This is a genomic window from Paracoccus caeni, from assembly GCF_016629665.1.
GTDB classification, from domain to species: domain Bacteria; phylum Pseudomonadota; class Alphaproteobacteria; order Rhodobacterales; family Rhodobacteraceae; genus Paracoccus; species Paracoccus caeni.
In genome coordinates, this window is sequence record NZ_JAEPRQ010000002.1 from 227,759 (window position 1) to 251,498 (window position 23,740).

A 23,740-nucleotide genomic window follows, 5' to 3' on the forward strand; every position below is an offset into this window, starting at 1 on the left:
TCAGGGACGCTTTTCGGCTGTAATTGTAAAAATCAGCCGGTATCACTTGCCCTCGACAGATGACGCAAACCAAGGGAGAGAGACACCGATGAAGGTTCTCGTGCCAGTCAAGCGCGTGATCGACTACAACGTGAAGGCCCGCGTGAAGGCGGACGGATCGGGAGTTGATCTGGCCAATGTGAAGATGTCGATGAACCCGTTCGACGAGATCGCCGTCGAAGAGGCGATCAGGTTGAAGGAAAAAGGTGCCGCGGAAGAGGTCGTCGTGGTCTCGATCGGCGTCAAACAGGCCGCCGAGACGCTGCGCACCGCGCTTGCCATGGGTGCGGACCGGGCGATTCTGGTGGTCGCAGCCGATGACGTCCATACCGATATCGAGCCGCTGGCCGTCGCCAAAATCCTTGCCAAAGTGGTCGAGGAAGAACAGCCGAAGCTGGTCATCGCCGGCAAACAGGCGATCGACAACGACATGAACGCCACCGGCCAGATGCTGTCGGCGCTGCTGGGCTGGAGCCAGGCTGCCTTCGCCTCGAAGCTGGACATCGAAGGCGATGCGGCCAAGGTGACGCGCGAAGTCGATGGCGGCCTGCAAACCATCGAGGTCACGCTGCCCGCAATCGTCACCGCCGATCTGCGTCTGAACGAGCCGCGCTATGCCTCGCTTCCCAACATCATGAAGGCGAAGAAAAAGCCGCTGGATGAGAAAACCGCCGCCGATTACGGCGTCGATGTCAGCCCGCGTCTGGAAATCGTCTCGACCCGCGAACCCGAGGGCCGCAAGGCCGGGATCAAGGTCGGATCGGTCGATGAACTGGTCGGCAAACTCAAAGAAGCGGGGGTGATCTGATGGCCGTTCTTATCTTGGGTGAAGTCACCAATGGCGAATTGAACCGCGACGCCACTGCCAAAGCGGTGAATGCGGTGAAATCCCTGGGCGATGTGACGGTGCTGTGCGCCGGTTCGCAGGCCAAGGACGCGGCGGCGGAAGCGGCCAAGATCGCTGGCGTTGCCAAGGTTCTGGTCGCCGAAGACGCCCGCTATGGTCACCGTCTGGCCGAGCCGACTGCGGCGCTGATCGTGTCGCTGGCTGGCGATTATGACCATATCGCCGCCCCGGCCACGACTGACGCGAAAAACGTCATGCCGCGGGTTGCGGCGCTTCTGGATGCGATGATCATCTCGGATGTGTCCGGCGTGGTTGATTCCGACACGTTCGAGCGTCCGATCTATGCGGGCAACGCCATCCAGACGGTGAAATCGAAGGACGCCAAGAAAGTCCTGACCGTCCGCACCGCCAGCTTCGACGCTGCGGGTGACGGCGGGTCGGCCTCGGTCGCAGATGCGGTGCTGGCAGACGATCCGGGCCTGTCGAAATGGGTCGCTGATGAGGTCGCCCAAAGCGACCGCCCGGAACTGACCTCGGCCGGGCGTGTGGTCTCGGGCGGGCGCGGCGTCGGCTCGAAAGACGATTTCGCGATCATCGAGAAACTGGCCGACAAGCTGGGCGCCGCCGTTGGCGCATCCCGCGCGGCGGTCGATTCGGGCTATGCCCCGAACGACTGGCAGGTGGGTCAGACCGGCAAAGTGGTGGCACCGGAACTTTACGTGGCCATCGGCATCTCGGGCGCGATCCAGCATTTGGCCGGGATGAAGGACAGCAAAGTCATCGTCGCGATCAACAAGGACGAAGAAGCCCCGATCTTCCAGATCGCCGATTACGGCCTTGTGGGCGATCTGTTCACCACCGTTCCGGAACTGACTGAAAAGCTGTAACAGGCTTCTTCTTCATCCAAATATCCATGACGCTACGCCGCCCCCTGCCAACAGGGGGCGGTTTTGCATTGCAGCGAAACCCGCCCCGCCCTATCGTCCCATCGTTCAAAGAGACGAGGCGATCATGGCGGTTCAAACGGTTGGCATCATCGGCGCGGGTCAGATGGGGAACGGGATCGCCCATGTCTTCGCCTTGGCAGGTTTTGACGTGCTGATGAACGATATCAGCCGCGACGCGCTGGATCGGGCTTTGTCGCAGATCGAAAAGAACCTTGATCGTCAGGTCAGCCGCGACAAGATCAGCGCAGATGAGAAAAAGGCCGCGCTGGACCGGATCAAGACCACGCTGACTTTGTCCGATCTGGGCCAGACCGATCTGGTCATCGAAGCCGCGACCGAGCGTGAGACGGTGAAACAGGCGATCTTCGAGGATCTGGTTCCGCATCTGAAGCCGAACACGATCCTGACCTCGAACACCTCGTCGATCTCGATCACCCGGCTTGCCAGCCGCACCGACCGGCCCGAGAAATTCATGGGGTTCCACTTCATGAACCCGGTGCCAATCATGCAACTGGTCGAACTGATCCGCGGCATCGCGACCGATCAGGCAACCTATGAAACGCTGCATGCCGTTGTTGAAAAACTGGGCAAAACCGCCGCCAGCGCCGAGGATTTCCCGGCCTTCATCGTCAACCGCATCCTGATGCCGATGATCAACGAGGCGGTCTATACGCTTTATGAAGGCGTCGGCAACGTGAAGTCGATCGACGAATCGATGAAGCTGGGCGCCAATCACCCGATGGGCCCGCTGGAGCTTGCCGATTTCATCGGTCTGGATACCTGCCTTGCAATCATGAACGTGCTGCATGACGGGCTGGCCGATACGAAATACCGCCCCTGCCCGCTTTTGACCAAATATGTCGAGGCCGGCTGGCTTGGCCGCAAGACCGGGCGCGGCTTCTACGATTACCGGGGCGAGACGCCGGTTCCGACACGCTAATTCCCGCAAGGGGTCGCTTTCAGACAAGATCTGTGCGTTAATTCCTCTTTGATTGACTGGACAAACAAAAACCCGAAGCCAGAAACCAAGGAGACGACCGGATGAGCATTCTGAAGATCGGCATGACTGCGGCCCTGCTGGGCGCGGTGGCGTTGCCTGCAATGGCACAAGATCCCGACACCTGCAGCACGGTGCGCTATTCGGATCCCGGCTGGTCCGACATTGCCGCAACCAATGGCGTCGCGGCTGTGGTGCTGAAGGCGCTTGGCTACACCCCCGACATCGCCACGCTTTCGGTTCCGGTAGGCTATGAGGCGCTGAAGAACGGCGAAACCGACCTGTTCCTGGGCAATTGGCTGCCCGCGCAGAAACCCTTCCGCGACGATCTGGACGCAACCGGCGATATTCAGGAGTTGGTGCAGAACCTTGAGGGCGCCAAATTCACGCTGGCGGTCAACAAGGCCGGTGCCGATCTGGGCGTCGCCGATTTCGCCGATCTGGACCAGCATCGCGATGCCTTTGATGGCAAGATCTTCGGGATCGAGCCGGGCGCACCTGCGAACCAGCTTATTCAGGGCATGATCGACAATGACGATTTCGGCCTTGCCGATTGGGAGCTTGTCGAAAGCAGCGAACAGGCGATGGTGGCACAGGTGACCCGCAACGGCGACACGCCGACGCTGTTCCTTGCATGGGCGCCCCACCCGATGAACGAGGCGATCGAGACGACCTATCTATCGGGCGGCGATGCGCAATTCGGGCCGGATTTCGGCGGTGCGACCGTGCATACCGTGGCCCGCAACGAATGGGTCGAGGCTTGCCCGAATGTGGCGAAGCTGTTCTCGCAGATGGTCTTCGACGTGCCGATGGAAAACGTCCTGATGGGCAAGATCCTGAATGACGGGCTTGAGGCCGAAGACGCCGCCCGCGACTACCTGTCCGAGAACCCGGATGCGGCAAGCGCATGGCTGGAGGGCGTGACGACGCTGGATGGCCAGCCCGCTCAGCCCGCCCTGGAAGCTGCACTCAACGGGTGAAGAATTGCAACCTAACGTCCTGATCCTGATGGTGGATCAGCTATCGGGGACTCTGTTCCCCGATGGCCCCGCCGATTTCCTGCATACCCCTAACCTGCGCCGTCTGGCCGAACGCTCGACCCGGTTTGCCAATACCTATACCGGCAGCCCGCTTTGCGCGCCGGGCCGGGCCAGCTTCATGTCGGGGCAGTTGCCGCGCCGCACGCGGGTCTATGACAACGCCGCCGAATTCGCCTCGGACATCCCGACCTATGCCCATCACCTGCGCCGGGCGGGCTATCAAACCTGCCTGTCGGGCAAAATGCATTTCGTCGGTCCCGACCAGATGCACGGGTTCGAAGAACGGCTGACCACCGACATCTATCCCGCCGATTTCGGCTGGACCCCGGATTACCGCAAACCGGGCGAGCGGATCGACTGGTGGTATCACAACCTCGGCTCTGTCACCGGCGCGGGCGTGGCGGAAATTACCAACCAGCTCGAATATGACGACGAGGTCGCCTATAACGCCTGCCGCAAGCTCTATGATCTGGCGCGCGGCGGCGATGCGCGTCCGTGGTGCCTGACCGTCAGCTTCACCCACCCGCATGACCCCTTCGTCGCGCGCCGCAAGTACTGGGATCTTTACGAGGGTATCCCGGAACTGGAGCCGCCCGAGGCGATCCCCTACGATCAGCAGGACCCCCACTCGCAGCGCCTGATGGACGCCGCCGAATGGCGCGAATTCGAGATCACCCCTGAACATATCCGCCGGTCGCGGCAGGGTTATTTCGCCAATATCAGCTATGTCGATGACAAGATCGGCGAGATCCTCGACGTGCTGGAAACGACCCGGCAAGAGGCGATCATCCTGTTCCTGTCGGATCATGGCGAGATGCTGGGCGAGCGTGGATTGTGGTTCAAGATGAACTTCTTCGATGGCTCGGCGCGGGTGCCGCTGATGATTTCGGCACCGTCGATGGCGCCGGGACTGGTCCAGCAGCCGGTCAGCACCATCGATGTTCTGCCGACGCTCTGCGATCTGGTGGGACTGCGGATGGACGAGATTCAGCCGTGGACAGACGGACATTCGCTGGCCGATGGCGGCGCCACCCGCCCGCCGGTACCGATCGAATATGCCGCCGAAGGCAGCGTGTCGCCGATGATCGCGATCCGCGACGGGCGTTGGAAATACATCGCCTGTGACGCCGATCCCGAAATGCTGTTCGATCTGGACAGCGACCCGCAGGAGCGACGCAACCTTGCCGCCGATCCCGCCCATGCGGCGGATCTTGAACGGCTGCGCGCGATGGCCCTAGCCCGGTGGGATCTGTCGGCCTATGACGCCGAGGTTCGCCAATCGCAGGCCCGGCGCTGGATCGTTTATGAAGCACTCAGGAACGGGGCCTATTATCCGTGGGATCACCAGCCGCTGATGCGCGCCTCGGAACGCTATATGCGCAACCACATGGACCTGAACGTGCTGGAGGAAAACCAGCGTTACCCGCGGGGGGAATAGTCGCCCCCGAAGATTCGGTATTTAGGCAACGAAGAAGCGGCTTCTTCGTTGTTCAAATACCGAAAAGAAAACGGCCGCGTCCCAAGGGCGCGGCCGTTCCTTTTACGTCAGACGGTCACCTGCGTTCAGGCGGCTTCGTCGTCTTTCTTGCCGCGCTGATCCATGAACTGGTCGAACTCAGCCTTGTCCTTGGCATCGCGCAGCTTGTGCAGGAAGCCCATGAACTCGTTATGCTCATCTTCCAGCCGCTTCAGCGTTTCTTCACGATAGGCGTCGAAAGCGGTGTTGCCGGTCGAGCGGGACACGTTGCGGTGGGACTTGTAGCGGTTCTTGCTGCAACTGAACATGCGATTACTCCAGATCATGTAAGCGAGAAGGGCCAGGCCAACCGGCCAGAAAAAGACGAAGCCAAGGATCATTGCCACGATCCAGGCCGGGCGGCCCCTTTCGTCCAGCCAATCGCGCACCCGGCCCAGAAAGCCGGAAACCCGCGAGGTGGCGGTCGGATAGGTAGGCAGGTGATACGATGCGCTGTGCATCTGGGCGGTTCCTTCCATGTTAATGTTAATCACATTTACATACTTAAGCGGATCACGCCGGGGATCAAGATCTTTTTCGAAAAAATTTCAGGGGATGAGCCCCAACCCGCGCATATAGATCAGCACGCCGCTTTCCAGCATCTCTGCGGGCGCAACCGGGCTGCGCGCGCCGGGCTTGCCGCGCGAGAACAATTCTACCACGCCGTGGCTCATTGCCCAAACATGGTTTGCAATCATGCGCGCGGGCGGGCGGGCGTCGGTGTCAAGGTGCGAAGCCAGCGCCTCTGCCGCCTTGATCAGCACGCCAAGGGCGCGCTCGGAAGCGATGGTCAGTTCGGAATTTCCGGCGATGGAAATGCCCGCCTCGAACATGGCCATGTAATAGCCGGGGCGGTCGCGGGCGAAATCCAGATAGGCATGGCCCATCCGCATGAACGCCGTCAGCACCGATGGACGGCCATTGTCGAACGCCGCCTCGAGCCGTTCGGCAAATTCAAGGAAACCTTGCCGGGCAACCTCTTCCAGCAGCTCCTCTCGTCCCTTGAAATGGCGATAGGGAGCGGCGGGGCTGACGCCGGCGCGGCGGGCGGCCTCGGTCAGAGTAAAGCCTTGCGGGCCGATTTCCTCGACCAGAGCGGCGGTCGCATCGACCAGTGCCTGACGCAGATTTCCGTGGTGATAAGAGCGGCGGTCAGGCATCGTGTGATGCCCTCACATGCCTTCGCCGAAATAGTCCGAAACCAGCGCTTCCAGCGCATCGGCAAGCTCGGCGGCCTGACGACCTGTCGTGGTCACGGTGATATTGCTGCCGCGCGGCGCGGTCAGCATCAGCAGACCCATGATCGAGTCGCCCGACACGCACATGCCGTCCTTTTCGACCTCGGCACGCGCATCGAAGCGTTCGACCACGTCGACGAACTTGGCGCTGGCGCGGGCGTGCAGACCTTTTTCATTGATGATCGCCAATTGGCGGGTAATCGTCCCGCTCATCTAGCGTGGGTTCCGGTGCCGAGAACGGCTTCCAGCGGAACGTTGTAGGAGTTGATGTATTTGCGGCCTGCTTCTTTGGCGAAGGCTACGGCATCGGAAACGGGAAGGTGGCGGGATTTGGCGAGTTTGACGAGCATCGGTAAGTTGGCACCGTAAAGGATGGTGCGATCACAGTGCGCACAGGCCGGTAACGACAGGTTCGAGGGCGAACCGCCGAAAAGGTCGGTCACCAGCACGACACCGTCGCCGGTATCTACGGCATCCGCCGCCGCCTGAATCTCGGCCTTTTTGCCTTCGCGGTCGTGATCGTCCTCGATCGAGACCGCCGAGATTCCGCTTTGGGGGCCGACCACATGCTCGACCGCCGATTTATATTCTCGCGCAAGTCCACCATGCGCTACGATGACAATCCCAATCAACGCGTCCCACCACGTTCATATGAAGGCATCCTGATGACATCTTCGACCTTCTGCCCCTCACGGCGCGCGGCGCCGTCAGTGGTCGGAAAGGACGAATTCGTCGCCGGGATGCGCCGTTCGAGTTCCCTGTGCCTTATTGACACTGGCCAGCCTGCCTTCGCAAGCGCCAGTGCCATCTTTTCGGTCATTGTGACGGAACGGTGTTGCCCGCCGGTACACCCAAAACCGATAGCCAGGTGCGATTTACCCTCTTCGATATGTGCCGGAAGTTGAAATTGAACAAGTCCCGACACGCGTTCGAAGAATTCTGCGAATCGAGGGTCCGATTCTACATAGTGCTGAACGTCGGGATCCTGCCCGGTCTTACTGCGCAATGACGGCTCCCAATGCGGATTCGCAAGGAAGCGACAGTCGAACATCATATCGATCCCGCGCGGCACGCCCCGCTTGTAGCTGAAGGAATGCAGCGACACGGTCAGCTTGCGTCCCGTCCGCGCGTCGAACCAGCGCGACAGTTCGGCCTTCAGGTCATGCGGCGACAGTTCGGTCGTATCGACCAGCACATCGGCCCGGACCTTGATCGGCTGAAGCAGATCAATTTCGGCCTGAACGCCGGAAAGGGGCGAGCTGTCGGGGGACAGGGGATGGCGACGGCGGGTCTCGTTATAGCGGTTGACCAGCACATCGGGCGCACAGTCGAGATACAGCACCTCGGGCGCATAGCGCGGATCGCGGGTCAATGTGTCGATCAGTTCGATCACATTGGCCGCGGAAAAGTCACGGTTGCGGACATCCAGCCCAAGCGCCAGCGGCACCGGCCTTACCGGCCCGTCCAGAAGACGCGGCACCAGCAGCAATGGCAGGTTGTCGATCGCCTCGAAGCCCAGATCCTCAAGCACGTTGATCGCGGTCGAGCGCCCTGCCCCGGACGGTCCGGTCACCAGAACCAGACGCTGCACCTCTTCAGGTGGCGTCATTCCGACTGGATTTTCCGGCTGCTCGGACATTCCGGCGTTCATTCCTAACTGCTGGCATTCGCTGACGTCGTCTTCATGCAACGCGACCACCGACAAGAAGCTGCCGCACTGCAGCATAAAGATGCGACCGATATGGCCCGGACACAAGAGGCAGGGCGATACCAAGCACTTCATGACTGTGTGACCGTGGCAAACGGTCCACTGTTTCGGCCCCCAGATCGACCGCCAGCGCAAGTCTGACAGGTCCATGAGCCTCTGCAGCAAGGATACCAAGACCACGCGCCTCGATCTTTCCCTGCAAGGGAGACGGGCAACTGGCGACAAGTACGCCGGACTGATTTACCACATCCGTGCGGTCATCAGCGACCAAAACCGACCCCACCGCCATCAGTTGCAGCGCAAGCGTCGATTTTCCCGACCCGGACGGGCCCAGTATCAGAACCCCCTGCCCCTGAAACGCCACCGTAGTCGCATGAAGCTGTATCATCCGAATCACCTTTCTGCTTCGATCCTGCCCGTCCAAGGTTAATTTCCGCCCTTCAAATACGCGGCAAAATGCTACGTTTGCGATAACATGATATGTTTCCGCTAACTGTTTGCGCTCTCTTATTTTCAGCGCTTCGCTGCGTGTTATAGGCGCGCCATACTTCCTTCACACAACAAAACGCATCAATCAGGAGCGTCGCCGACATGACCCGAGTAAACCCGAACTGCCGTCTGGAAGATCAAGGTATCGAGGGTCTCGGCCGGGTCTATTACAACCTGCTTGAACCCGCGCTGATCAACGAGGCTGTGGCCCGTGGTGAGGGTCGTCTGGGTCTTGGCGGCACCTTCCTTGGCACGACCGGCGCGCATACCGGCCGTTCGCCCAAGGATAAACACGTTGTCCGCACCCCCGACGTTGAAGACAAAATCTGGTGGGAAAACAACCGCTCGATGGCGCCCGAGGCGTTCGATGTCCTCTATGCCGATATGCTGGAGCACATGAAGGGCCGCGACTATTTCGTGCAGGATCTGTTCGGCGGCGCTGATCCGGCTGAGCGTCTGGACGTGCGCGTCGTGACCGAACTGGCATGGCATGGCCTCTTCATCCGCCATCTGCTGCGCCGCCCGGAGGCGCAGGAACTGGCCACGTTCACCCCCGATTTCACCATCATCAACTGCCCCGGCTTCAAGGCCGACCCGGCCCGTCACGGCTGCCGCAGCGAGACGGTGATCGCGCTGAACTTCCAGAAAAAGCTGATCCTGATCGGCGGCACTGCCTATGCGGGTGAGAACAAGAAATCGGTCTTCACTCTGCTGAACTACCTGCTGCCCGAAAAGGGCATCATGCCGATGCATTGCAGCGCCAACCACGCGCCGGGCAACCCGGACGATGCGGCGATCTTCTTCGGTCTGTCTGGCACCGGCAAGACCACGCTGTCCGCCGATCCCTCGCGCGTCTTGATCGGCGATGACGAACATGGCTGGTCCGAAAACGGCATCTTCAACTTCGAAGGTGGTTGCTACGCCAAGACCATCAACCTGTCGGCCAAGGCCGAGCCGGAAATCTATGCCACGACCACGCGCTTCGGCACCGTGATCGAAAACATGGTCTATGACGAGGACACGCTGGAGCTGGATTTCGAGGATAACTCGATCACCGACAACATGCGCTGCGCCTACCCGCTTGATGCGATCTCGAATGCGTCGCCGACCAGCCTTGGCGGGCATCCGAAGAACGTGATCATGCTGACCTGTGACGCATATGGCGTTCTGCCTCCGATCGCGCGGCTGACCCCGGCGCAGGCGATGTATCACTTCCTGTCGGGCTTCACCTCGAAAACGCCGGGCACCGAGGTCGGCGTGACCGAGCCGATCCCGACCTTCTCGACCTGCTTCGGCGCGCCGTTCATGCCGCGCCGCCCGGAAGTCTATGGCAAGCTGTTGCAGGAAAAGATCGCCGAACATGGCGCAAGCTGCTGGCTGGTGAATACCGGCTGGACCGGCGGTGCCTTTGGCGAAGGACAGCGGATGCCGATCAAGGCAACGCGCGCCCTTCTGGCCGCGGTGCTGGATGGCAGCCTGAACGACGTGCAGTTCCGCAAAGACCCGAATTTCGGCTTCGAGGTTCCGGTCTCGGTTCCGGGGGTCGAGGACAAGCTGCTTGATCCGCGTCAGACCTGGGCCGATCCGGCTGCCTATGACGCGCAGGCGGCCAAGCTGGTGCAGATGTTCAGCGACAACTTTGCGCAATATCTGGAAGCCATCGACGACGAGGTTCGCGCCGCCGCCATCGGCTGATGCGGCTTCTGCCGATCCTGTTCATGACCTTTGCGGGCGTCGCCAATGCGGCGCCCGCCTTGACCGATCTACAAGCCGGGGTGTTCTGTTCGCAGGCCGCAGAAGGCCGGATCGACGCGCCTGATACCACCATCGGCTATATCTACGATCCGGTCGGTCTGCCGCATATCCGTTGGGTGCAGACCAGCGTGCCCGCTGCAATCGGCGTGGCCTTTGGCATCCGTGCGCGCGCCGCGGAGGAAGGCTTCCCGGTCACCGTCACCGTCAGCCATCCCCCCTTCCCCGGCCATAATACGACCGAAGAGGTCTGGAGCGGGAATTTCAACTCTTCGGGGGATTCCTCCAGCTCCTTCTCCTTCGACTATCAATTCGAACTGGTCCCGGGAGACTGGCGTATCACCATCGTCGCGTCGGAAACCGGCAAGGTGCTGCTGGACAAGCCTTTTACCGTGGTCCCGCCAGAGCGGCATCCGCATATCGTCAAGGCCTGTGCGCCCGATAACGCGATCTCGTAGAGATGCGACGGCGCGGCCAGCCATCAGGGCCGACCGCGCTGCCCTAGCAAAATCGCCTTAGCCGATCTTGCCGCCGCCCTGTTTGGTGATCGCCACGACCGAAGGCCGAACCGGCAGCGCATCGTTGAAATCCGGCCAGCGGGTCGAGAGATCCTCGTAATAGGACGGGCGGCCGTGGCCTTCCCAATCGTCGCCGCCATCGCCCGGATGCTGGACCGCGACGAAGAAGGTGCTCATATCCGGCGTCGGGCACGGGCCGCACATCTCGGCCCCCACGGGCACCCGGTAGAACAGCCGCGACGTGCCGCGCGCCGCGCCTTCGGTATCCAGCGCCCAAAGCCCGTCCGTGCGTCCGGTATCCGAGGGCGAGTTGCCATCGGTCGAGACCCAAAGCCGCCCATCCGCATCGACGGCGCAGTTATCCGGCATGCCGAACCAGCCGTTCTCGGTCGTCGCGGTCGAGAAGGTCGCGCCCACTTCGGCGATCGAGGGGTCGCCGCATTGCACCAGCACCTCCCACGTCCCGGTCGTCGCGGCGAAATCGCCATCCTGTTCGACCAGTTCGATGATATGGCCGAAGGCGTTTTCGATGCGCGGATTGGCGGCGTTCGCCTCTTCGCGTTTGGTGTTGTTGGTCAGCATGACATAGGCGCGGCCGGTCTGCGGGTTCGGCTGAATATCCTCGGGGCGGTCCATCGGCGTCGCTTCCAGAAGATCGGCGGCGCGGCGGGTCTCGATCAGGATATCGGCCTGCGAGGCAAAGCCGTTCTCGGCGGTCAGCGGGCCTTCACCATGGACCAGCGGCAGCCATTGCAGCCCGCCATCCTCATCGAAGCGCGCGACATAAAGCGTGCCTTCGTCCAGAAGGTCCATATTGGCGGCGCGATTGTCGGGATCGAATTTGCCAGCGGTGACGAATTTATACACGTAATCAAAGCGTTCATCGTCACCCAGATAGAAGACCACGCGGCCATCCTTGGCGACCACGCTTTCCGCGCCTTCATGCTTGAAGCGGCCAAGCGCGGTGCGTTTCTTCGGCTTCGAGGTGGGGTCCATCACATCGACCTCGACCACCCAGCCAAAGCGGTTCGGCTCGTTCGGTTCCTTCGACAGATCGAAGCGGTCGTGGAAATTGCCCCAGTCATAGCTGCCTTCGGGAATGCCCATCCGCTCGTAATTCTGCGCCTCGGCATGACCTTCGGGCAGCGTGCCGGTGAAATAGCCGTGGATGTTTTCCTCGGCCATGATGTAGGTGCCCCAAGGGGTCACACCGCCCGCGCAATTGTTGATGGTGCCGAAAACTTCGGTGCCGGAGGGGTCGGCGACGGTCTGCAAGCGGGCGTGACCGGCGGCGGGACCGCTAAGCTGCATCGCGGTCTTGGCGGTGATGCGGCGGTTCAGCTTGCTGTCCAGAACCGGCTGCCATTTGCCATCGACCTTGCGGATTTCGATGACGGTGCCGCCATGCGCGGCCATTTCGATATTGACGCGGTCCTCGGTCCCGGCGGCAACCTCGATCTCGCCATCCTTCAGCGTGACGATGCCGGGGAACATCAGATGTTCGTTGGTATATTCGTGATTGACCACCAGCAGGCCATGATCGTCGGCGCCGTCCAGCGGGATAAAGCCCACGAAATCATTGTTATAGCCAAACTGACGCTCTTGCGCGGCTTCCGACTGGTTCAGCGGATCAAACTCGGGTGCATCGGCGAAAACCTTGTCGCCCCAACGCAAAAGCACATCGGCATCATAGCCTTCGGCGACGTGATGATCGGCATCGACGCCCGCCAGAACTTCGGGGAAGTTGAAGGCCGAGCCTTCGACGGCGCCCTGCGCCTGCGCATCGCCAGCGGCCAGAATTGCCAGCGGGCTGACGGTCGCGGTGATCGCGGTTGCAGCCATCGAGCCGCGCAGGAAGGCCCGACGCGAGAAGCGGGCGGCGATGATGTCGCCCATGGTGCGTTTGTCGGTGGGGTTCAGGCCCGGACCATCGGCTTCTTCAAGCTGGCTGGTGCGGAAAATCTTGCGGGACTGGTCGTTCATGGCGCTCTCCTGGCTTGACGCTTGGAAGCCCGCATGGCGGGCGGCTTGACCACGGCTTAGGCGGCAAGAATGACAGTCCGGCGACGGGAATGCGAAGCTTTCTTGACGGAGCGTAACCCAGCCGAAACAGGGACAAAAAAAACGGCCCCGCGCGTGGCGGAGCCGTTGGAAGCTGTCCTGTCGGAACGATTTATTCGATCTCGACCAGCAGATCCTTGGCGTCGATCTGTTGCCCGGCATGGACATGAACCGCCTTGATGGTGCCATCGCGGTCGGCATGCAGGCCGGTTTCCATCTTCATCGCCTCGATGGTCAGGATCAGATCGCCCTGATGCACCGCCTGCCCCGCCGTCACCCCGACCGAGGCGACAACGCCCGGCATCGGCGCACCGATATGGCCCGCATTTGACGGATCGGCCTTAGGCCGCGCCGTTGCAATGCCGGTGGCCTTGCGGTTCGGAACGCGGACCTGACGCGGCTGGCCGTTCAGCTCGAAGAAGACCTTGATCTCGCCATTCTCATCGGTTTCGCCCAAGGTCAGGAAGCGGACTTCCAGCGTCTTGCCCGGATCGATTTCGATGCTGATCTCATCGCCCGATTCCATGCCGTAGAAATAATTGCGGGTCGGCAGGGTGCGGACCGGGCCATAGGTTTCGTGGCGGGTCAGGTAATCGGTGAAGACCTTCGGATACATCAGGTAGCCGTTCAGATCCTCGTTATCGATGGTCTTGCCACCGAATTCCTCGGACAGACGCGCGCGCGCCACTTCAAGATCCACCGGCTCCAGATGCGCGCCGGGGCGGTCGGTGATCGGGGCTTCGCCCTTCAGCACCTTCTTTTGCAGCGCTTCGGGCCAGCCGCCGGGCGGTTGGCCCAGATTGCCCTTCATCATGTCCACAACGGAATCGGGGAAGCTGACCTCGACCGCCGGGTCCTGCACCTGCGCGGGCGTCAGGTTCTGCGCCACCATCATCAGCGCCATGTCCCCGACAACCTTGGACGACGGCGTCACCTTGACGATATCGCCGAACATCCGGTTCACATCGGCATAGGCCTGCGCGACCTCGTGCCAGCGATCCTCCAGCCCCATCGAACGCGCCTGCGCCTTGAGGTTGGTGAATTGGCCGCCGGGCATTTCGTGCAGATAGACTTCGGATGCGGGGGCTTGCAGGCCGCTTTCGAACGCGGCGTAGTTTTCGCGCACCCGTTCCCAGTAATTGCTGATCTTGCGGATCTCGCCGATATCCAGCCCGGTATCGCGTTCCGACCCGTCAAGCGCCTCGATAATGCTGCCCAAAGTCGGCTGCGAGGTGCCGCCAGAGAAGGCATCCATCGCGCAATCGACCGCATCGACACCTGCCGCAGCCGCCGCAAGGATCGTGGCCGAGGCAAGGCCCGACGTGTCATGCGTGTGGAAATGGACAGGCAAGCCGACCTCTTCCTTCAGCGCCTTGACCAGAACCGAGGCGGCGGCGGGCCGCAGCAACCCCGCCATATCCTTCAGGCCCAGCACATGCGCGCCCGCAGCTTTCAGATCCTTGGCGGTGCGGATGTAATATTGCAGGTCATATTTGGACCGCTCGGGGTCCAGCATATTGCCGGTATAGCAGACGGTGCCTTCGCAGATCTTGCCCGACTCGATCACCGCATCCATGGCGACGCGCATATTCTCGACCCAGTTGAGGCTGTCGAAAACGCGGAACACATCGACCCCGGTTTCGGCGGCCTGCTTCACAAAGGACACGACCACGTTGTCAGGGTAGTTGGTATAGCCCACCCCGTTCGAGGCGCGCAACAGCATCTGCGTCATCAGGTTCGGCATCCGCGCGCGGATATCGCGCAGACGCTGCCACGGGCATTCCTGCAAGAAGCGGTAAGCCACGTCGAAGGTCGCCCCGCCCCAGCATTCGACGCTGAAAAGCTGCGGCAGGTTCGCGGCATAGCTGGGCGCGACCCGGATCATGTCGATCGACCGCATCCGGGTGGCCAGCAGCGATTGGTGCCCGTCGCGCATGGTGGTGTCGGTGATCAGCAGACGTTGCTGCGCCGCCATCCAGTCGGCCACGGCCTGCGCGCCCTTTTCCTCCAGCAGATTGCGGGTGCCGGGGGCTGGCTCGGCCAAGGGCGCGGGCGCGACCGGGGGACGCGCCTGTGCCGGGGGCAGCGGACGCCCCGCCGTTTCAGGGTGACCGTTGACGGTGATATCGGCCAGATAGGTCAGGATCTTCGTCGCCCGGTCCTGCCGCTTCTTGAAGCTGAACAGATCCGGCGTCGTGTCGATGAACTTGGTCGTGTAGGTGTCATCAAGGAAGGTCGGGTGTTTCAGCAGATTGATGACGAAATCGATATTGGTGCTGACGCCCCGCACCCGGAATTCCCGCAAGGCCCGGTCCATCCGCTTGATCGCCTGCTCTGGCGTCTGCGCCGATGCGGTGACTTTCACCAGCAGCGAGTCGTAGTAACGGGTGATGACGCCGCCCGAATAGGCGGTGCCGCCGTCCAGACGGATGCCCATGCCGGTGGCCGAGCGATAGGCGGTGATCCGGCCATAATCGGGGATGAAGTTGTTCTGCGGGTCTTCGGTGGTGACCCGACATTGCAGCGCATGGCCCGACAGATGCACATCGTCCTGCGACGGCACGCCGGTCGCATCGGCCAGGCTCGCCCCCTCGGCGATCTTGATCTGCGCCTGCACGATGTCGATGCCGGTCACCTGTTCGGTGACGGTATGTTCGACCTGCACGCGCGGATTGACCTCGATGAAATAGAATTCCTGCGAATCCATATCCATCAGGAATTCGACGGTCCCCGCATTCTGGTAGCCGACCGCCTGCCCGATCTTCAGGGCCAGCGCGCAGACCTCGGCCCGCTGTTCCTCGGTCAGATAGGGCGCGGGGGCGCGCTCCACGACTTTCTGGTTGCGGCGCTGCACGGTGCAGTCGCGTTCATAGAGATGGTAGAGACCGCCATGCGTGTCGCCCAGCAACTGCACCTCGACATGGCGGGCGCGCAGGATCATCTTTTCCAAATAGCCTTCGCCATTGCCGAACGCGGCCTCCGCCTCGCGGCGGCCCTCACGGACCTTTTCGACCAACTCATCAGGGCCATTGATCGGACGCATCCCGCGCCCGCCACCGCCCCACGAGGCTTTCAGCATCAGAGGATAGCCAATCTCGGCAGCTTCCGCCTTGATCGCGTCGAAATCATCGCCCAGCACTTCGGTCGCCGGAATGACCGGCACGCCTGCCTTGATCGCCACGCGACGGGCGCTGGCCTTGTCGCCAAGCGCGCGCATGGTTTCGGCCTTGGGACCGATGAAGGTGATCCCGGCCTGAAAGCAGGCATCGACGAAATCGGGGTTCTCGGACAAAAGACCATAGCCGGGGTGGATCGCATCGGCACCTGCGGCCTTCGCCACGCGAATAATCTCGGGGATGGACAGATAGGCGGCGACCGGGCCAAGCCCCTCGCCAATTCGGTAAGCCTCATCCGCCTTGAAGCGGTGTAGGCCCAGCTTGTCTTCCTCGGCGTAAACCGCGACGGTTTTCTTTCCCAGCTCGTTTGCTGCCCGCATCACGCGAATTGCAATCTCACCACGGTTCGCGATCAGGATCTTCTGAAACATCCGTTCCCCCAACTTAGCTCGGCGCATCCTTAGCGATGCTGCATCGCAGCGCAAGCGTTACCATCGACAGGCCTTACCTATCGTAATCGTCGCGGACCTTGCCGCAGCCGCAAGCAGCATCGCCCGGCAGAATCGACCGCGTGCATCTTTTCGCGACATTCGCGCGCCCTTCAGGGCAATCCCACCCAAGACATTGCCCGTTTTCGAGGCATTTCGTTCGCCGCATCTCGGTTGTCCAAATACCGATGATCCGACCGGCGGCCATTGCACTCTGCCCGCCGGAAAGTGACACTCGGCCGAAACAGGAGCCAGCCTTGTCCCACCTTGCCCGCGCCATTGCCGTTTTGATGCTGCTTGCACCCATGGCCCAGGCCGATGTGCCGCTGATCATCCTCGACCGGACGCAACTTCCCTTCGATCTTGGCCCCGGCCACCCCGCGAACAGCCCCTCGCGGACCGAGAACTCACCCAACTCCGCCGCCAATTCCGCCTCGAACCCGGCCAATGCCTCATCGACATGGCAGAACCGTCCGACCAATCCCGCGAATGAGCAGCGCCTGATTATTACCGCGGATGGGGGCGTTCTGGGCTATTACGCGACCAGCGCCGGTGGCGTGCTGAACCTGTTCGATGTGAATGGCCGCCGCATCGCCTTTCGCCCGGCGCGCGGCACCCGCAGCCTGTTCACCGCACGGGGCGAATGGTGCGGCACCGTCGATGGCGGTGGCAGCAGTTTTGTTCTTGCCGTCACCCAAAGCTGCGCATCACAATTCCGCTGACGGCAGATATTTCGTCGCCACCCTGCCACCAAACCGCCGCAAATCCGTTACAGAAGATGATTAGATCGGGTGACGTTTTTTCGGAGGCTCTGATGCACGACATGCCCAAGGACTGGCTTGAAGCCGAATTGCAGGACACGCTGGACGAAGATGTCGAGATCGAGCTTGAGGATGCCGTCCTCTCGGCCGAGATCAAGCGCATCTACCGCGACAACCATCCCGAGCAGATGGACCGCAAGCTGTATTTCCACGAATTGCTGCGGTTGCAGACCGAGTTGATCCGGTTGCAGGACTGGGTCAGCTATCACAAGGAAAAGGTCGTGGTGATCTTCGAGGGTCGCGATTCCGCCGGTAAGGGCGGCGCGATCAAGCGGATCACGCAGCGCCTGAACCCGCGCGTCGCCCGTGTCGTCGCCCTGCCCGCACCGTCGGATCGCGAAAAGACCCAGTGGTATTTTCAGCGCTACGTGCCGCATCTGCCTGCGGGGGGTGAGATCGTCCTTTTCGACCGAAGCTGGTATAACCGCGCGGGTGTCGAGCGGGTGATGGGCTTTGCCGATGAAGATCAGGTCGAGCAGTTCTTTCAGGACGTTCCCGATTTTGAACGGATGCTGGTCCGCTCGGGCATCAGGCTGGTGAAATACTGGTTCTCGATCACCGACGAGGAACAGCAGATGCGTTTCATGATGCGCATCCACGATCCGCTGAAACAGTGGAAACTGTCGCCGATGGATCTTCAGGCGCGGGTGAAATGGGAGGCCTATACAAAGGCCAAGGAAGACATGCTCGACCGCACCAACATTCCCGAGGCGCCGTGGTATATCGTGCCGGGCAATGACAAGAAGCGCGCCCGGCTGAACTGCATGAGCCATCTGCTGAGCATGATCCCCTATGATGATGTTCCCCATGAAGAGGTGATCCTGCCGGAGCGCCTGTTCAACCCCGATTACGAGCGTGATGTTCTGCCGCGCGATCTTTACGTGCCGCAGAAATACTGACCCGTCATAAAGGTGTTCGAATGCGGCGGAGAGATTGGCTGAGCCATTCCCCGCCGCAAACGGGCCGTCGGATTTAATTTTGTTAATCCGGGGGGCTAGGGGCCATATATTAACTTGCAGGCTCACCCTTTTGCCCTACAGTCGAATCATGTTTCGCAACCTTTTGTCCAGACTATTCAGCGACGATCTCGACCCGCGTCCACTGGCGACGCAGGACGCCGAGATCGCTATTGCCGCCCTTCTGGTGCGGGTGGCGCGGGCTGACAACCGCTATAGCAGCAGCGAGACTCACCGGATCGATCAGGTGCTGGCCGCGCGCAACGGGCTGAGCCTGCGCGAAGCCGCCGAACGCCGCGCCGCAGCCGAGATGATCGAGGCCGAGGCCCCGGACACGGTGCGCTTCACCCGCCACATCAAGGAACGGGTGGCGCTTGAGGATCGGTTGGGCATCATCAGCGCGCTATGGGAAGTGACCTATGCAGATAACAGCCGATCGGCGGATGAGGAAACGCTGGTCAGGTTGATCTCGGGTCTGCTGGGCGTGACCGACCGCGATTCCGCGCTGGCCCGGCAACAGGTCTTGGACAATCTCGGGCTGGCCAGCAACGGCTGATTATCAGAGAAACGCAGAGGTCCGAACGGGAAATGTCCGGTGGACATTTCCTCGGACCGATTTCCCGAAGGCGCAAGCCGCAGGGAAAGGGGCGTGCCACCGATCCTTACAGATGCAATCCGGCAAAGACGGCTGCGGCGAGGTTAGAACCCCAACCGATCCCGCAACCCATACCACGACATCGCTGCCACCAGCATCGGCCAGCGCAGCAAAGTGCCGCCCGGGAATTTGTGCGTCGGCACTCCGGCCATCGTGTCGAACCCCTGCCCCTGCCCGGCAATCGCCTTCGCAACCAACTTCCCCGCCAGCGTCGCCATCGCCACGCCGTGCCCGGAATAGCCGCAAGCCGACAGGCAGTTCGGCGCGGGCCGGTCGAAATAGGGCATCCGGTTCATCGTGATCGCCAGCGTGCCGCCCCAGGCATGGGTCAGCCGCACCCCTTCAAGCTGCGGATAGACCGACAACAGATGCGGGCGCACCATTGCCGCGATGTCGGACGGGAACCGATAGCTCAGCGTCTCGCCGCCGCCGAAGATCAGCCGCCGCTCTTCATCCATCCGCCAGTAATTCACCACGAATTTCGTATCGGCGACGGCGGGACGATCCGGCAGGATTTCGGGGAAACGCTCGCCCAGAGGTTCGGTCGCCACGATATAATTGTTGATCGGCATGATCCGCGCCGCGACCTGTTGATCCAGCCCGCCCAGATAGGCATTCGTCGCCAACACGACATGATCGCAGATCAGCCGCCCCGCCTCGCAATGCACGACACTGGTTCCGGTCGCGCCGCCATGATCGATCCGGCTAACCGGGCTTCGTTCATGGATCACCACTCCGGCCTCATGCGCCAGCCGCGCCAGCCCAAGCGAGAAGTTCAGCGGATGCAGGTGCCCCGCCCCTTGGTCCAGATCGCCGCCGATATAGGTTTCGCTTCCCAGAAGCCGGACCATCTGATCACGGTCCAGCGGCTGCACCCGGTCATAGCCGTAATGTGTCGCCAGATGCTCGGCCATGTGGCGGGCGTGATCCACCTCGCCCGGCGTCCGGCAGGCATGGGCCACCCCGTCGCGGATCGGCAAGCCGATTTCACCCGCCAGCCCGCGCACCGTCGCCTTGGCATCCTCGGCCAGATCCCACAACAACCGCGCCCGGTCACGGCCCAGTTGTTTCTCAAGCCAGTCAACCTCTTGCCGCTGGCCTGACCCCATCTGCCCGCCATTCCGCCCCGAGGCGCCAAAGCCCACCCGATGCGCCTCGACCAGCGCCACGCGGAACCCCTCGCGCGCCAGATGCAGCGCCGAGGACAGGCCGGTATAGCCACCGCCAACCACCGCAACATCCACCCGCACCTCGCCCTGCAACGGCTCAAATGCGGGCAGCGTGTCGCGTGTCGAGGCATAGAGGCTGGGCGGATATTCCCCAAAGCGGTCATTGACGTAGAGCAGGTTCATGGCGCTTCCTTTTCGTCAATCCGAACCCATCGGAATCCATAGTGGCGGGGCATATCTCGCCAAAGCGTCAGCATGTTGCCCGATGTTGTCCCATCAACTGTATAACATTGTCGCGGGTCGGGGTTGTCGCCCTGCTCTGCCACCGCGGCAAGGATCGCGCGATTCAATCTTTCAGGATCGTTATCCGGGCTCGGCAAAAGGTCCCAATCGCGGCGCGCTTCAAGCTTGTCAGCGAAATTCGGCGTCGCATCGATCCATCCGTCAACACTGACGAAATGCCACCCTGTCGGGAAAACCGGTCCGGTGCCGTCCCGACGCATGACGACCTGTTGGTCGTGACAACGGCGCAACATCAGAGCCGCGAATGGTTCATCCTCGGCCGTTGTTTCGAGAGCCAGCTCGAAATGATCACCGTCAGCCGCATATTCCTCGCGAAACGCCGTCGCATAATCCGGCACGTCCGTCGCCGGCCCGTCGTCGTGAAAGAAGGTAATGGGGAAGGTGATATACAGCCGCTCCGGCAAACGCCGTTCAGGTTCGGGTTGCGGGGGATCGATCTCCCCATATCTCTGGGGCGAGGCGCTGGCCTGCGCATAGGCACGCAGATATCCCGCGTGGTCGGGGAAACTTTCGTATTCCTCGGACAACTGCTGCCCGGCGCTAAGCATATCGGTCAAAAAGCTCTGCATCTCTGGCAGATCCACGCAATCCACCGTCCAGCAGTTCTGCTGCGAAAGCGTCTCGCCGTTTCGGACAAGGCTAATGGCGAAATCATCCTTTTCGCCTCTCTGCTTGGTGGAAAATAAAGCTCCGAAGATCGACCTTGGCGGTTTCGTCTGACCATCCGCCATCACCATCGTCGCCGCTTTTCTGACAAGGCTCTGATCCTGCACCAGCCAGCGCCGGAGACCCTCTTCAAGGATCAGATCGACCGGCCCTGCGCTGAAATCAACCATCGGAAGCGGCTGGACAACCTCCGCTTCCGCCACCGCCTCTTGCCCGCCTGTGACCCGGTCCACCAGCGCACTCAGCATCCACGCGAAAAAGACAACCGACAGCGCCGCACCGATGATCGCGCCCAACATGATCCACAAGATCAGGCGGGAAAAACGCCTCATCCGATCACACGTTCAGCAGCAGATGTTCACGCTCCCATGGGCTGATGACTTGCAGGAACTCCTTGTATTCATTGCGCTTCACGGCCTCATAGACCGCCGCGAATTCCTCGCCCAGGACGCCGCGCATCGCATCGCTTTCGCTCATCAGATCCAGCGCGTCGCCAAGGTTATAGGGCAGCTCGTCCTGCGACATATAGGCGTCGCCAAGGCATTCCGCGCGGGGATTTTCCGCCTCGATCAGGCCCAGATAGCCGCAGGCCAGCGACGCCGCGATGCCCAGATAGGGGTTGCAATCCATCCCCGCCAGACGGTTCTCGATCCGCCGCGCTTCCGGGCCAGAGATCGGCACGCGCAAGCCGGTGGTGCGGTTATCGCGACCCCATTCCAGATTGATCGGCGCCGCGAAATCAGGGACATAGCGGCGATAGCTGTTCACATAGGGCGCAAGCAGCGCGACAGCCGCGGGCAGATGCCGCTGCATGCCGCCGATGAAGTGCAGAAACTCGGGCGTCTCGCGCCCCTTCTCGTCCGAGAAGAGGTTCCGCCCGGTCTTCAGATCGACGACCGAGTGGTGGATATGCATCGCACTTCCCGGTTCGCCCTCGATGGGTTTCGCCATGAAGGTGGCAAAGCAATCGTGGCGCAAGGCGGCTTCGCGGATCAGGCGCTTGAAGAAGAAGATTTCATCGGCCAGCGCGACCGGATCGCCGTGGTTCAGGTTGATCTCGACCTGACCGGCACCGCCTTCCTGCAGGATGCCGTCAATCTCAAAGCCCTGCGCCTCGGCGAAATCATAGATGTCGTCAATGACCTTGCCGTATTCGTCCACGGCGGACATGGAATAGGCCTGCTTCGCCGCAGCCCGCCTGCCGGTGCGGCCCATCGGCGGGATGATCGGCTGGTTCGGGTCGATATTCCGGGCGACCAGAAAGAACTCCATCTCCGGGGCGACGACCGGCTTCCAGCCCTTCTCCTCATAGAGCTTCACCAGCCGCTTCAGCACGTTGCGCGGCGCGATCGGCACCGGATTGCCTTGCTGATCGTGGGCGTCATGGATGACCTGCAGCGTCCAGTCATTCGTCCATGGCGCGGCCGAGGCGGTGCTGAAATCCGGGGTCAGGATCATGTCGGGCTCGGTAAACGCGCCCGCCGGGTTGTCGGCCCATTCGCCTGTGATCGTCTGCAGAAAGATCGAATTCGGCAGATAGAACTTGTCCTGCCGCGCGAATTTCGAGGCAGGCATCGCCTTGCCCCGCGCCACGCCGGCGATATCGGCGACGATACATTCCACCTCGTCCAGCCGCCTGCCCGCAATGAAATCCCTTGCGGCTTGCGGCAGCTTCTCGGTCCAGTCGCTCATGCAACCCCCTGATTTGGCTGCTGAGCCGGGTCGGCCAGACGGGCACGCGGCTGTTTGAAGAAATTCTCGATACGGTCGGCGATGAGCGACGATTCTTTCGTCTCACCCATCCGGGCCTTCGCCACGTCCAGCAATTCCGCAGGAACGACCCCCTCGGCGCGATACTGCATCAGCCCGCCGACCATGGCGTCGCCAAATTCGGGATGCGGCTGCACGGTCAGCGCACGGTCGCCATAGATCAGCGCCGCGTTTTCGCAGAAGAGATTGCGCCCGATGATCTGGGCATCCTTCGGCAGTTCGACCACCTGATCCTGATGCCAGGCATTCAGACGAATCTGCTGACCCTCGAATTCATAATCCTGCGTGCCGACGGCCCAGCCGCCCGCATATTTCTGAACCTTGCCGCCCAAAGCCTGCGCAATGATCTGATGGCCAAAGCAGATGCCGACCAGCGGCACAGCCTCTGCATAGGCATCGCGGATAAAGGCCTCCAGCGGCGGGATGAACGGATGATCCTCATAGGCGCCGTGGCGCGAGCCGGTCAGCAGCCAGCCATCGGCGTCATGGATGCTGTCGGGAAACTGCATCGCCTCGACATGCCAGATGCGGAAATCGAAGCCCCTGTTCGCCAGCAGTTCGACGAACATGTCCGGGTAGTCGCCAAGCTGATCCTTCAATTGCGCGGGCGACTGGCCGCATTGAAGTATGCCGATACGCATTGA

22 protein-coding genes are annotated in these 23,740 nt (G+C 61.6%); 10 read left to right on the forward strand and 12 right to left on the reverse strand.

Features of this window, described 5'->3' with window-relative positions:
* Positions 1-88 precede the first annotated feature (88 nt).
* The 5 genes from JJJ17_RS07925 (at position 89) to betC (ending at position 5,308) form a co-directional block, all read left to right on the forward strand.
* Complete coding sequence (locus tag JJJ17_RS07925) at positions 89-847, forward strand: electron transfer flavoprotein subunit beta/FixA family protein (protein WP_200685212.1); 759 nt, start codon at positions 89-91, stop codon at positions 845-847.
* The gene (locus tag JJJ17_RS07930) at positions 847-1,773 is read left to right on the forward strand and encodes an electron transfer flavoprotein subunit alpha/FixB family protein (protein WP_200685213.1); all 927 of its coding nucleotides are present in this window, start codon (positions 847-849) and stop codon (positions 1,771-1,773) included. Before JJJ17_RS07925 ends, JJJ17_RS07930 begins: the two co-directional genes overlap by 1 nt.
* A gap of 124 nt (positions 1,774-1,897) precedes the next feature.
* Complete coding sequence (locus JJJ17_RS07935; RefSeq protein ID WP_200685214.1) at positions 1,898-2,773, forward strand: 3-hydroxybutyryl-CoA dehydrogenase; 876 nt, start codon at positions 1,898-1,900, stop codon at positions 2,771-2,773.
* A gap of 101 nt (positions 2,774-2,874) precedes the next feature.
* Positions 2,875-3,810 (forward strand): choline ABC transporter substrate-binding protein, encoded by a 936-nt coding sequence (gene choX, locus JJJ17_RS07940; protein ID WP_200685215.1) that lies wholly within the window; start codon positions 2,875-2,877, stop codon positions 3,808-3,810.
* The gene (gene betC, locus JJJ17_RS07945; protein WP_200685217.1) at positions 3,764-5,308 is read left to right on the forward strand and encodes a choline-sulfatase; all 1,545 of its coding nucleotides are present in this window, start codon (positions 3,764-3,766) and stop codon (positions 5,306-5,308) included. The genes choX and betC overlap by 47 nt, the downstream gene beginning before the upstream one ends.
* A 125-nt stretch (positions 5,309-5,433) precedes the next feature.
* Here the strand turns inward: betC and JJJ17_RS07950 are convergent, their stop codons facing one another.
* The 6 genes from JJJ17_RS07950 to JJJ17_RS07975 all read right to left on the reverse strand — a co-directional run bounded on the left by JJJ17_RS07950 (position 5,434) and on the right by JJJ17_RS07975 (position 8,720).
* Entirely contained in the window at positions 5,434-5,847 is a 414-nt protein-coding gene (locus JJJ17_RS07950; RefSeq protein ID WP_200685219.1) for a DUF2852 domain-containing protein, read from the reverse strand.
* A gap of 87 nt (positions 5,848-5,934) precedes the next feature.
* Positions 5,935-6,546 (reverse strand): TetR/AcrR family transcriptional regulator, encoded by a 612-nt coding sequence (locus JJJ17_RS07955; protein WP_200685221.1) that lies wholly within the window; start codon positions 6,544-6,546, stop codon positions 5,935-5,937.
* A 12-nt stretch (positions 6,547-6,558) separates the two neighbouring features.
* Positions 6,559-6,837: an HPr family phosphocarrier protein gene (locus tag JJJ17_RS07960; RefSeq protein WP_200685223.1), complete on the reverse strand. Its 279-nt coding sequence runs from the start codon at positions 6,835-6,837 to the stop codon at positions 6,559-6,561.
* Entirely contained in the window at positions 6,834-7,256 is a 423-nt protein-coding gene (locus JJJ17_RS07965) for a PTS sugar transporter subunit IIA (protein ID WP_200685225.1), read from the reverse strand. The genes JJJ17_RS07960 and JJJ17_RS07965 overlap by 4 nt, the downstream gene beginning before the upstream one ends.
* Positions 7,253-8,233 carry an RNase adapter RapZ gene (gene rapZ / locus JJJ17_RS07970; RefSeq protein ID WP_200685777.1) on the reverse strand — a complete coding sequence of 327 codons (981 nt, stop codon included), beginning with the start codon at positions 8,231-8,233 and terminating at the stop codon, positions 7,253-7,255. Before rapZ ends, JJJ17_RS07965 begins: the two co-directional genes overlap by 4 nt.
* 73 nt (positions 8,234-8,306) lie before the next feature.
* A complete protein-coding gene (locus JJJ17_RS07975) occupies positions 8,307-8,720 on the reverse strand; it encodes an HPr kinase/phosphorylase (protein WP_200685227.1) in 414 nt (137 codons plus the stop codon).
* Between the two features lie 203 nt (positions 8,721-8,923).
* Here JJJ17_RS07975 and JJJ17_RS07980 point away from each other — a divergent pair, with 203 nt between their 5' ends.
* On the forward strand, positions 8,924-10,516 hold the full coding sequence (locus JJJ17_RS07980; RefSeq protein ID WP_200685229.1) for a phosphoenolpyruvate carboxykinase: 1,593 nt from the start codon (positions 8,924-8,926) through the stop codon (positions 10,514-10,516).
* Positions 10,516-11,031, forward strand: a complete 516-nt coding sequence (locus JJJ17_RS07985) for a DUF3859 domain-containing protein (protein ID WP_200685231.1) — start codon at positions 10,516-10,518, stop codon at positions 11,029-11,031. Before JJJ17_RS07980 ends, JJJ17_RS07985 begins: the two co-directional genes overlap by 1 nt.
* 57 nt (positions 11,032-11,088) lie before the next feature.
* Here JJJ17_RS07985 and JJJ17_RS07990 read toward each other — a convergent pair whose 3' ends face one another.
* A complete protein-coding gene (locus JJJ17_RS07990) occupies positions 11,089-13,074 on the reverse strand; it encodes a PhoX family protein (protein WP_200685233.1) in 1,986 nt (661 codons plus the stop codon).
* A gap of 190 nt (positions 13,075-13,264) precedes the next feature.
* On the reverse strand, positions 13,265-16,699 hold the full coding sequence (gene pyc / locus JJJ17_RS07995; protein WP_200685235.1) for a pyruvate carboxylase: 3,435 nt from the start codon (positions 16,697-16,699) through the stop codon (positions 13,265-13,267).
* 314 nt (positions 16,700-17,013) lie between these two features.
* Between pyc and JJJ17_RS08000 the strand changes: the two genes are divergently transcribed.
* From JJJ17_RS08000 to JJJ17_RS08010, 3 genes are all read left to right on the forward strand, one after another.
* Positions 17,014-17,478, forward strand: a complete 465-nt coding sequence (locus tag JJJ17_RS08000) for a hypothetical protein (protein ID WP_234463981.1) — start codon at positions 17,014-17,016, stop codon at positions 17,476-17,478.
* 92 nt (positions 17,479-17,570) lie between these two features.
* Positions 17,571-18,476: a polyphosphate kinase 2 gene (gene ppk2, locus JJJ17_RS08005; protein ID WP_200685237.1), complete on the forward strand. Its 906-nt coding sequence runs from the start codon at positions 17,571-17,573 to the stop codon at positions 18,474-18,476.
* Positions 18,477-18,624: 148 nt separating this feature from the next.
* On the forward strand, positions 18,625-19,089 hold the full coding sequence (locus JJJ17_RS08010; RefSeq protein WP_200685240.1) for a tellurite resistance TerB family protein: 465 nt from the start codon (positions 18,625-18,627) through the stop codon (positions 19,087-19,089).
* Between the two features lie 143 nt (positions 19,090-19,232).
* On the opposite strand, the gene JJJ17_RS08015 is transcribed toward JJJ17_RS08010, so the two are convergent.
* From JJJ17_RS08015 to JJJ17_RS08030, 4 genes are read right to left on the reverse strand one after another with little or no spacing between them, the layout of a single operon-like run.
* Positions 19,233-20,540, reverse strand: coding sequence for an NAD(P)/FAD-dependent oxidoreductase (locus JJJ17_RS08015; RefSeq protein ID WP_200685242.1), 1,308 nt, complete (start codon positions 20,538-20,540; stop codon positions 19,233-19,235).
* The gene (locus tag JJJ17_RS08020) at positions 20,537-21,658 is read right to left on the reverse strand and encodes a hypothetical protein (RefSeq protein WP_200685244.1); all 1,122 of its coding nucleotides are present in this window, start codon (positions 21,656-21,658) and stop codon (positions 20,537-20,539) included. The genes JJJ17_RS08015 and JJJ17_RS08020 overlap by 4 nt, the downstream gene beginning before the upstream one ends.
* Before the next feature lie 4 nt (positions 21,659-21,662).
* Positions 21,663-23,018, reverse strand: a complete 1,356-nt coding sequence (locus tag JJJ17_RS08025; RefSeq protein ID WP_200685246.1) for a glutamine synthetase family protein — start codon at positions 23,016-23,018, stop codon at positions 21,663-21,665.
* Positions 23,015-23,737, reverse strand: a complete 723-nt coding sequence (locus JJJ17_RS08030) for a type 1 glutamine amidotransferase (RefSeq protein WP_200685249.1) — start codon at positions 23,735-23,737, stop codon at positions 23,015-23,017. The genes JJJ17_RS08025 and JJJ17_RS08030 overlap by 4 nt, the downstream gene beginning before the upstream one ends.
* Positions 23,738-23,740: the final 3 nt, after the last annotated feature.

Excerpts from the sequence above, each read along its gene's own strand:
- JJJ17_RS08010 (WP_200685240.1), top strand. The coding sequence starts at position 18,625 with ATGTTTCGCAACCTTTTGTCCAGACTATTCAGCGACGATCTCGACCCG.
- JJJ17_RS08015 (WP_200685242.1), bottom strand. The coding sequence starts at position 20,540 with ATGAACCTGCTCTACGTCAATGACCGCTTTGGGGAATATCCGCCCAGC.
- JJJ17_RS07935 (WP_200685214.1), top strand. The coding sequence starts at position 1,898 with ATGGCGGTTCAAACGGTTGGCATCATCGGCGCGGGTCAGATGGGGAAC.
- JJJ17_RS07960 (WP_200685223.1), bottom strand. The coding sequence starts at position 6,837 with ATGAGCGGGACGATTACCCGCCAATTGGCGATCATCAATGAAAAAGGT.
- JJJ17_RS07990 (WP_200685233.1), bottom strand. The coding sequence starts at position 13,074 with ATGAACGACCAGTCCCGCAAGATTTTCCGCACCAGCCAGCTTGAAGAA.
- JJJ17_RS07955 (WP_200685221.1), bottom strand. The coding sequence starts at position 6,546 with ATGCCTGACCGCCGCTCTTATCACCACGGAAATCTGCGTCAGGCACTG.
- JJJ17_RS07930 (WP_200685213.1), top strand. The coding sequence starts at position 847 with ATGGCCGTTCTTATCTTGGGTGAAGTCACCAATGGCGAATTGAACCGC.
- JJJ17_RS07985 (WP_200685231.1), top strand. The coding sequence starts at position 10,516 with ATGCGGCTTCTGCCGATCCTGTTCATGACCTTTGCGGGCGTCGCCAAT.
- JJJ17_RS08025 (WP_200685246.1), bottom strand. The coding sequence starts at position 23,018 with ATGAGCGACTGGACCGAGAAGCTGCCGCAAGCCGCAAGGGATTTCATT.
- betC (WP_200685217.1), top strand. The coding sequence starts at position 3,764 with ATGGCCAGCCCGCTCAGCCCGCCCTGGAAGCTGCACTCAACGGGTGAA.
- JJJ17_RS07925 (WP_200685212.1), top strand. The coding sequence starts at position 89 with ATGAAGGTTCTCGTGCCAGTCAAGCGCGTGATCGACTACAACGTGAAG.
- JJJ17_RS07975 (WP_200685227.1), bottom strand. The coding sequence starts at position 8,720 with ATGATACAGCTTCATGCGACTACGGTGGCGTTTCAGGGGCAGGGGGTT.
- choX (WP_200685215.1), top strand. The coding sequence starts at position 2,875 with ATGAGCATTCTGAAGATCGGCATGACTGCGGCCCTGCTGGGCGCGGTG.
- pyc (WP_200685235.1), bottom strand. The coding sequence starts at position 16,699 with ATGTTTCAGAAGATCCTGATCGCGAACCGTGGTGAGATTGCAATTCGC.
- JJJ17_RS07950 (WP_200685219.1), bottom strand. The coding sequence starts at position 5,847 with ATGCACAGCGCATCGTATCACCTGCCTACCTATCCGACCGCCACCTCG.
- ppk2 (WP_200685237.1), top strand. The coding sequence starts at position 17,571 with ATGCACGACATGCCCAAGGACTGGCTTGAAGCCGAATTGCAGGACACG.
- rapZ (WP_200685777.1), bottom strand. The coding sequence starts at position 8,233 with ATGACGCCACCTGAAGAGGTGCAGCGTCTGGTTCTGGTGACCGGACCG.
- JJJ17_RS08030 (WP_200685249.1), bottom strand. The coding sequence starts at position 23,737 with ATGCGTATCGGCATACTTCAATGCGGCCAGTCGCCCGCGCAATTGAAG.
- JJJ17_RS07980 (WP_200685229.1), top strand. The coding sequence starts at position 8,924 with ATGACCCGAGTAAACCCGAACTGCCGTCTGGAAGATCAAGGTATCGAG.
- JJJ17_RS08020 (WP_200685244.1), bottom strand. The coding sequence starts at position 21,658 with ATGAGGCGTTTTTCCCGCCTGATCTTGTGGATCATGTTGGGCGCGATC.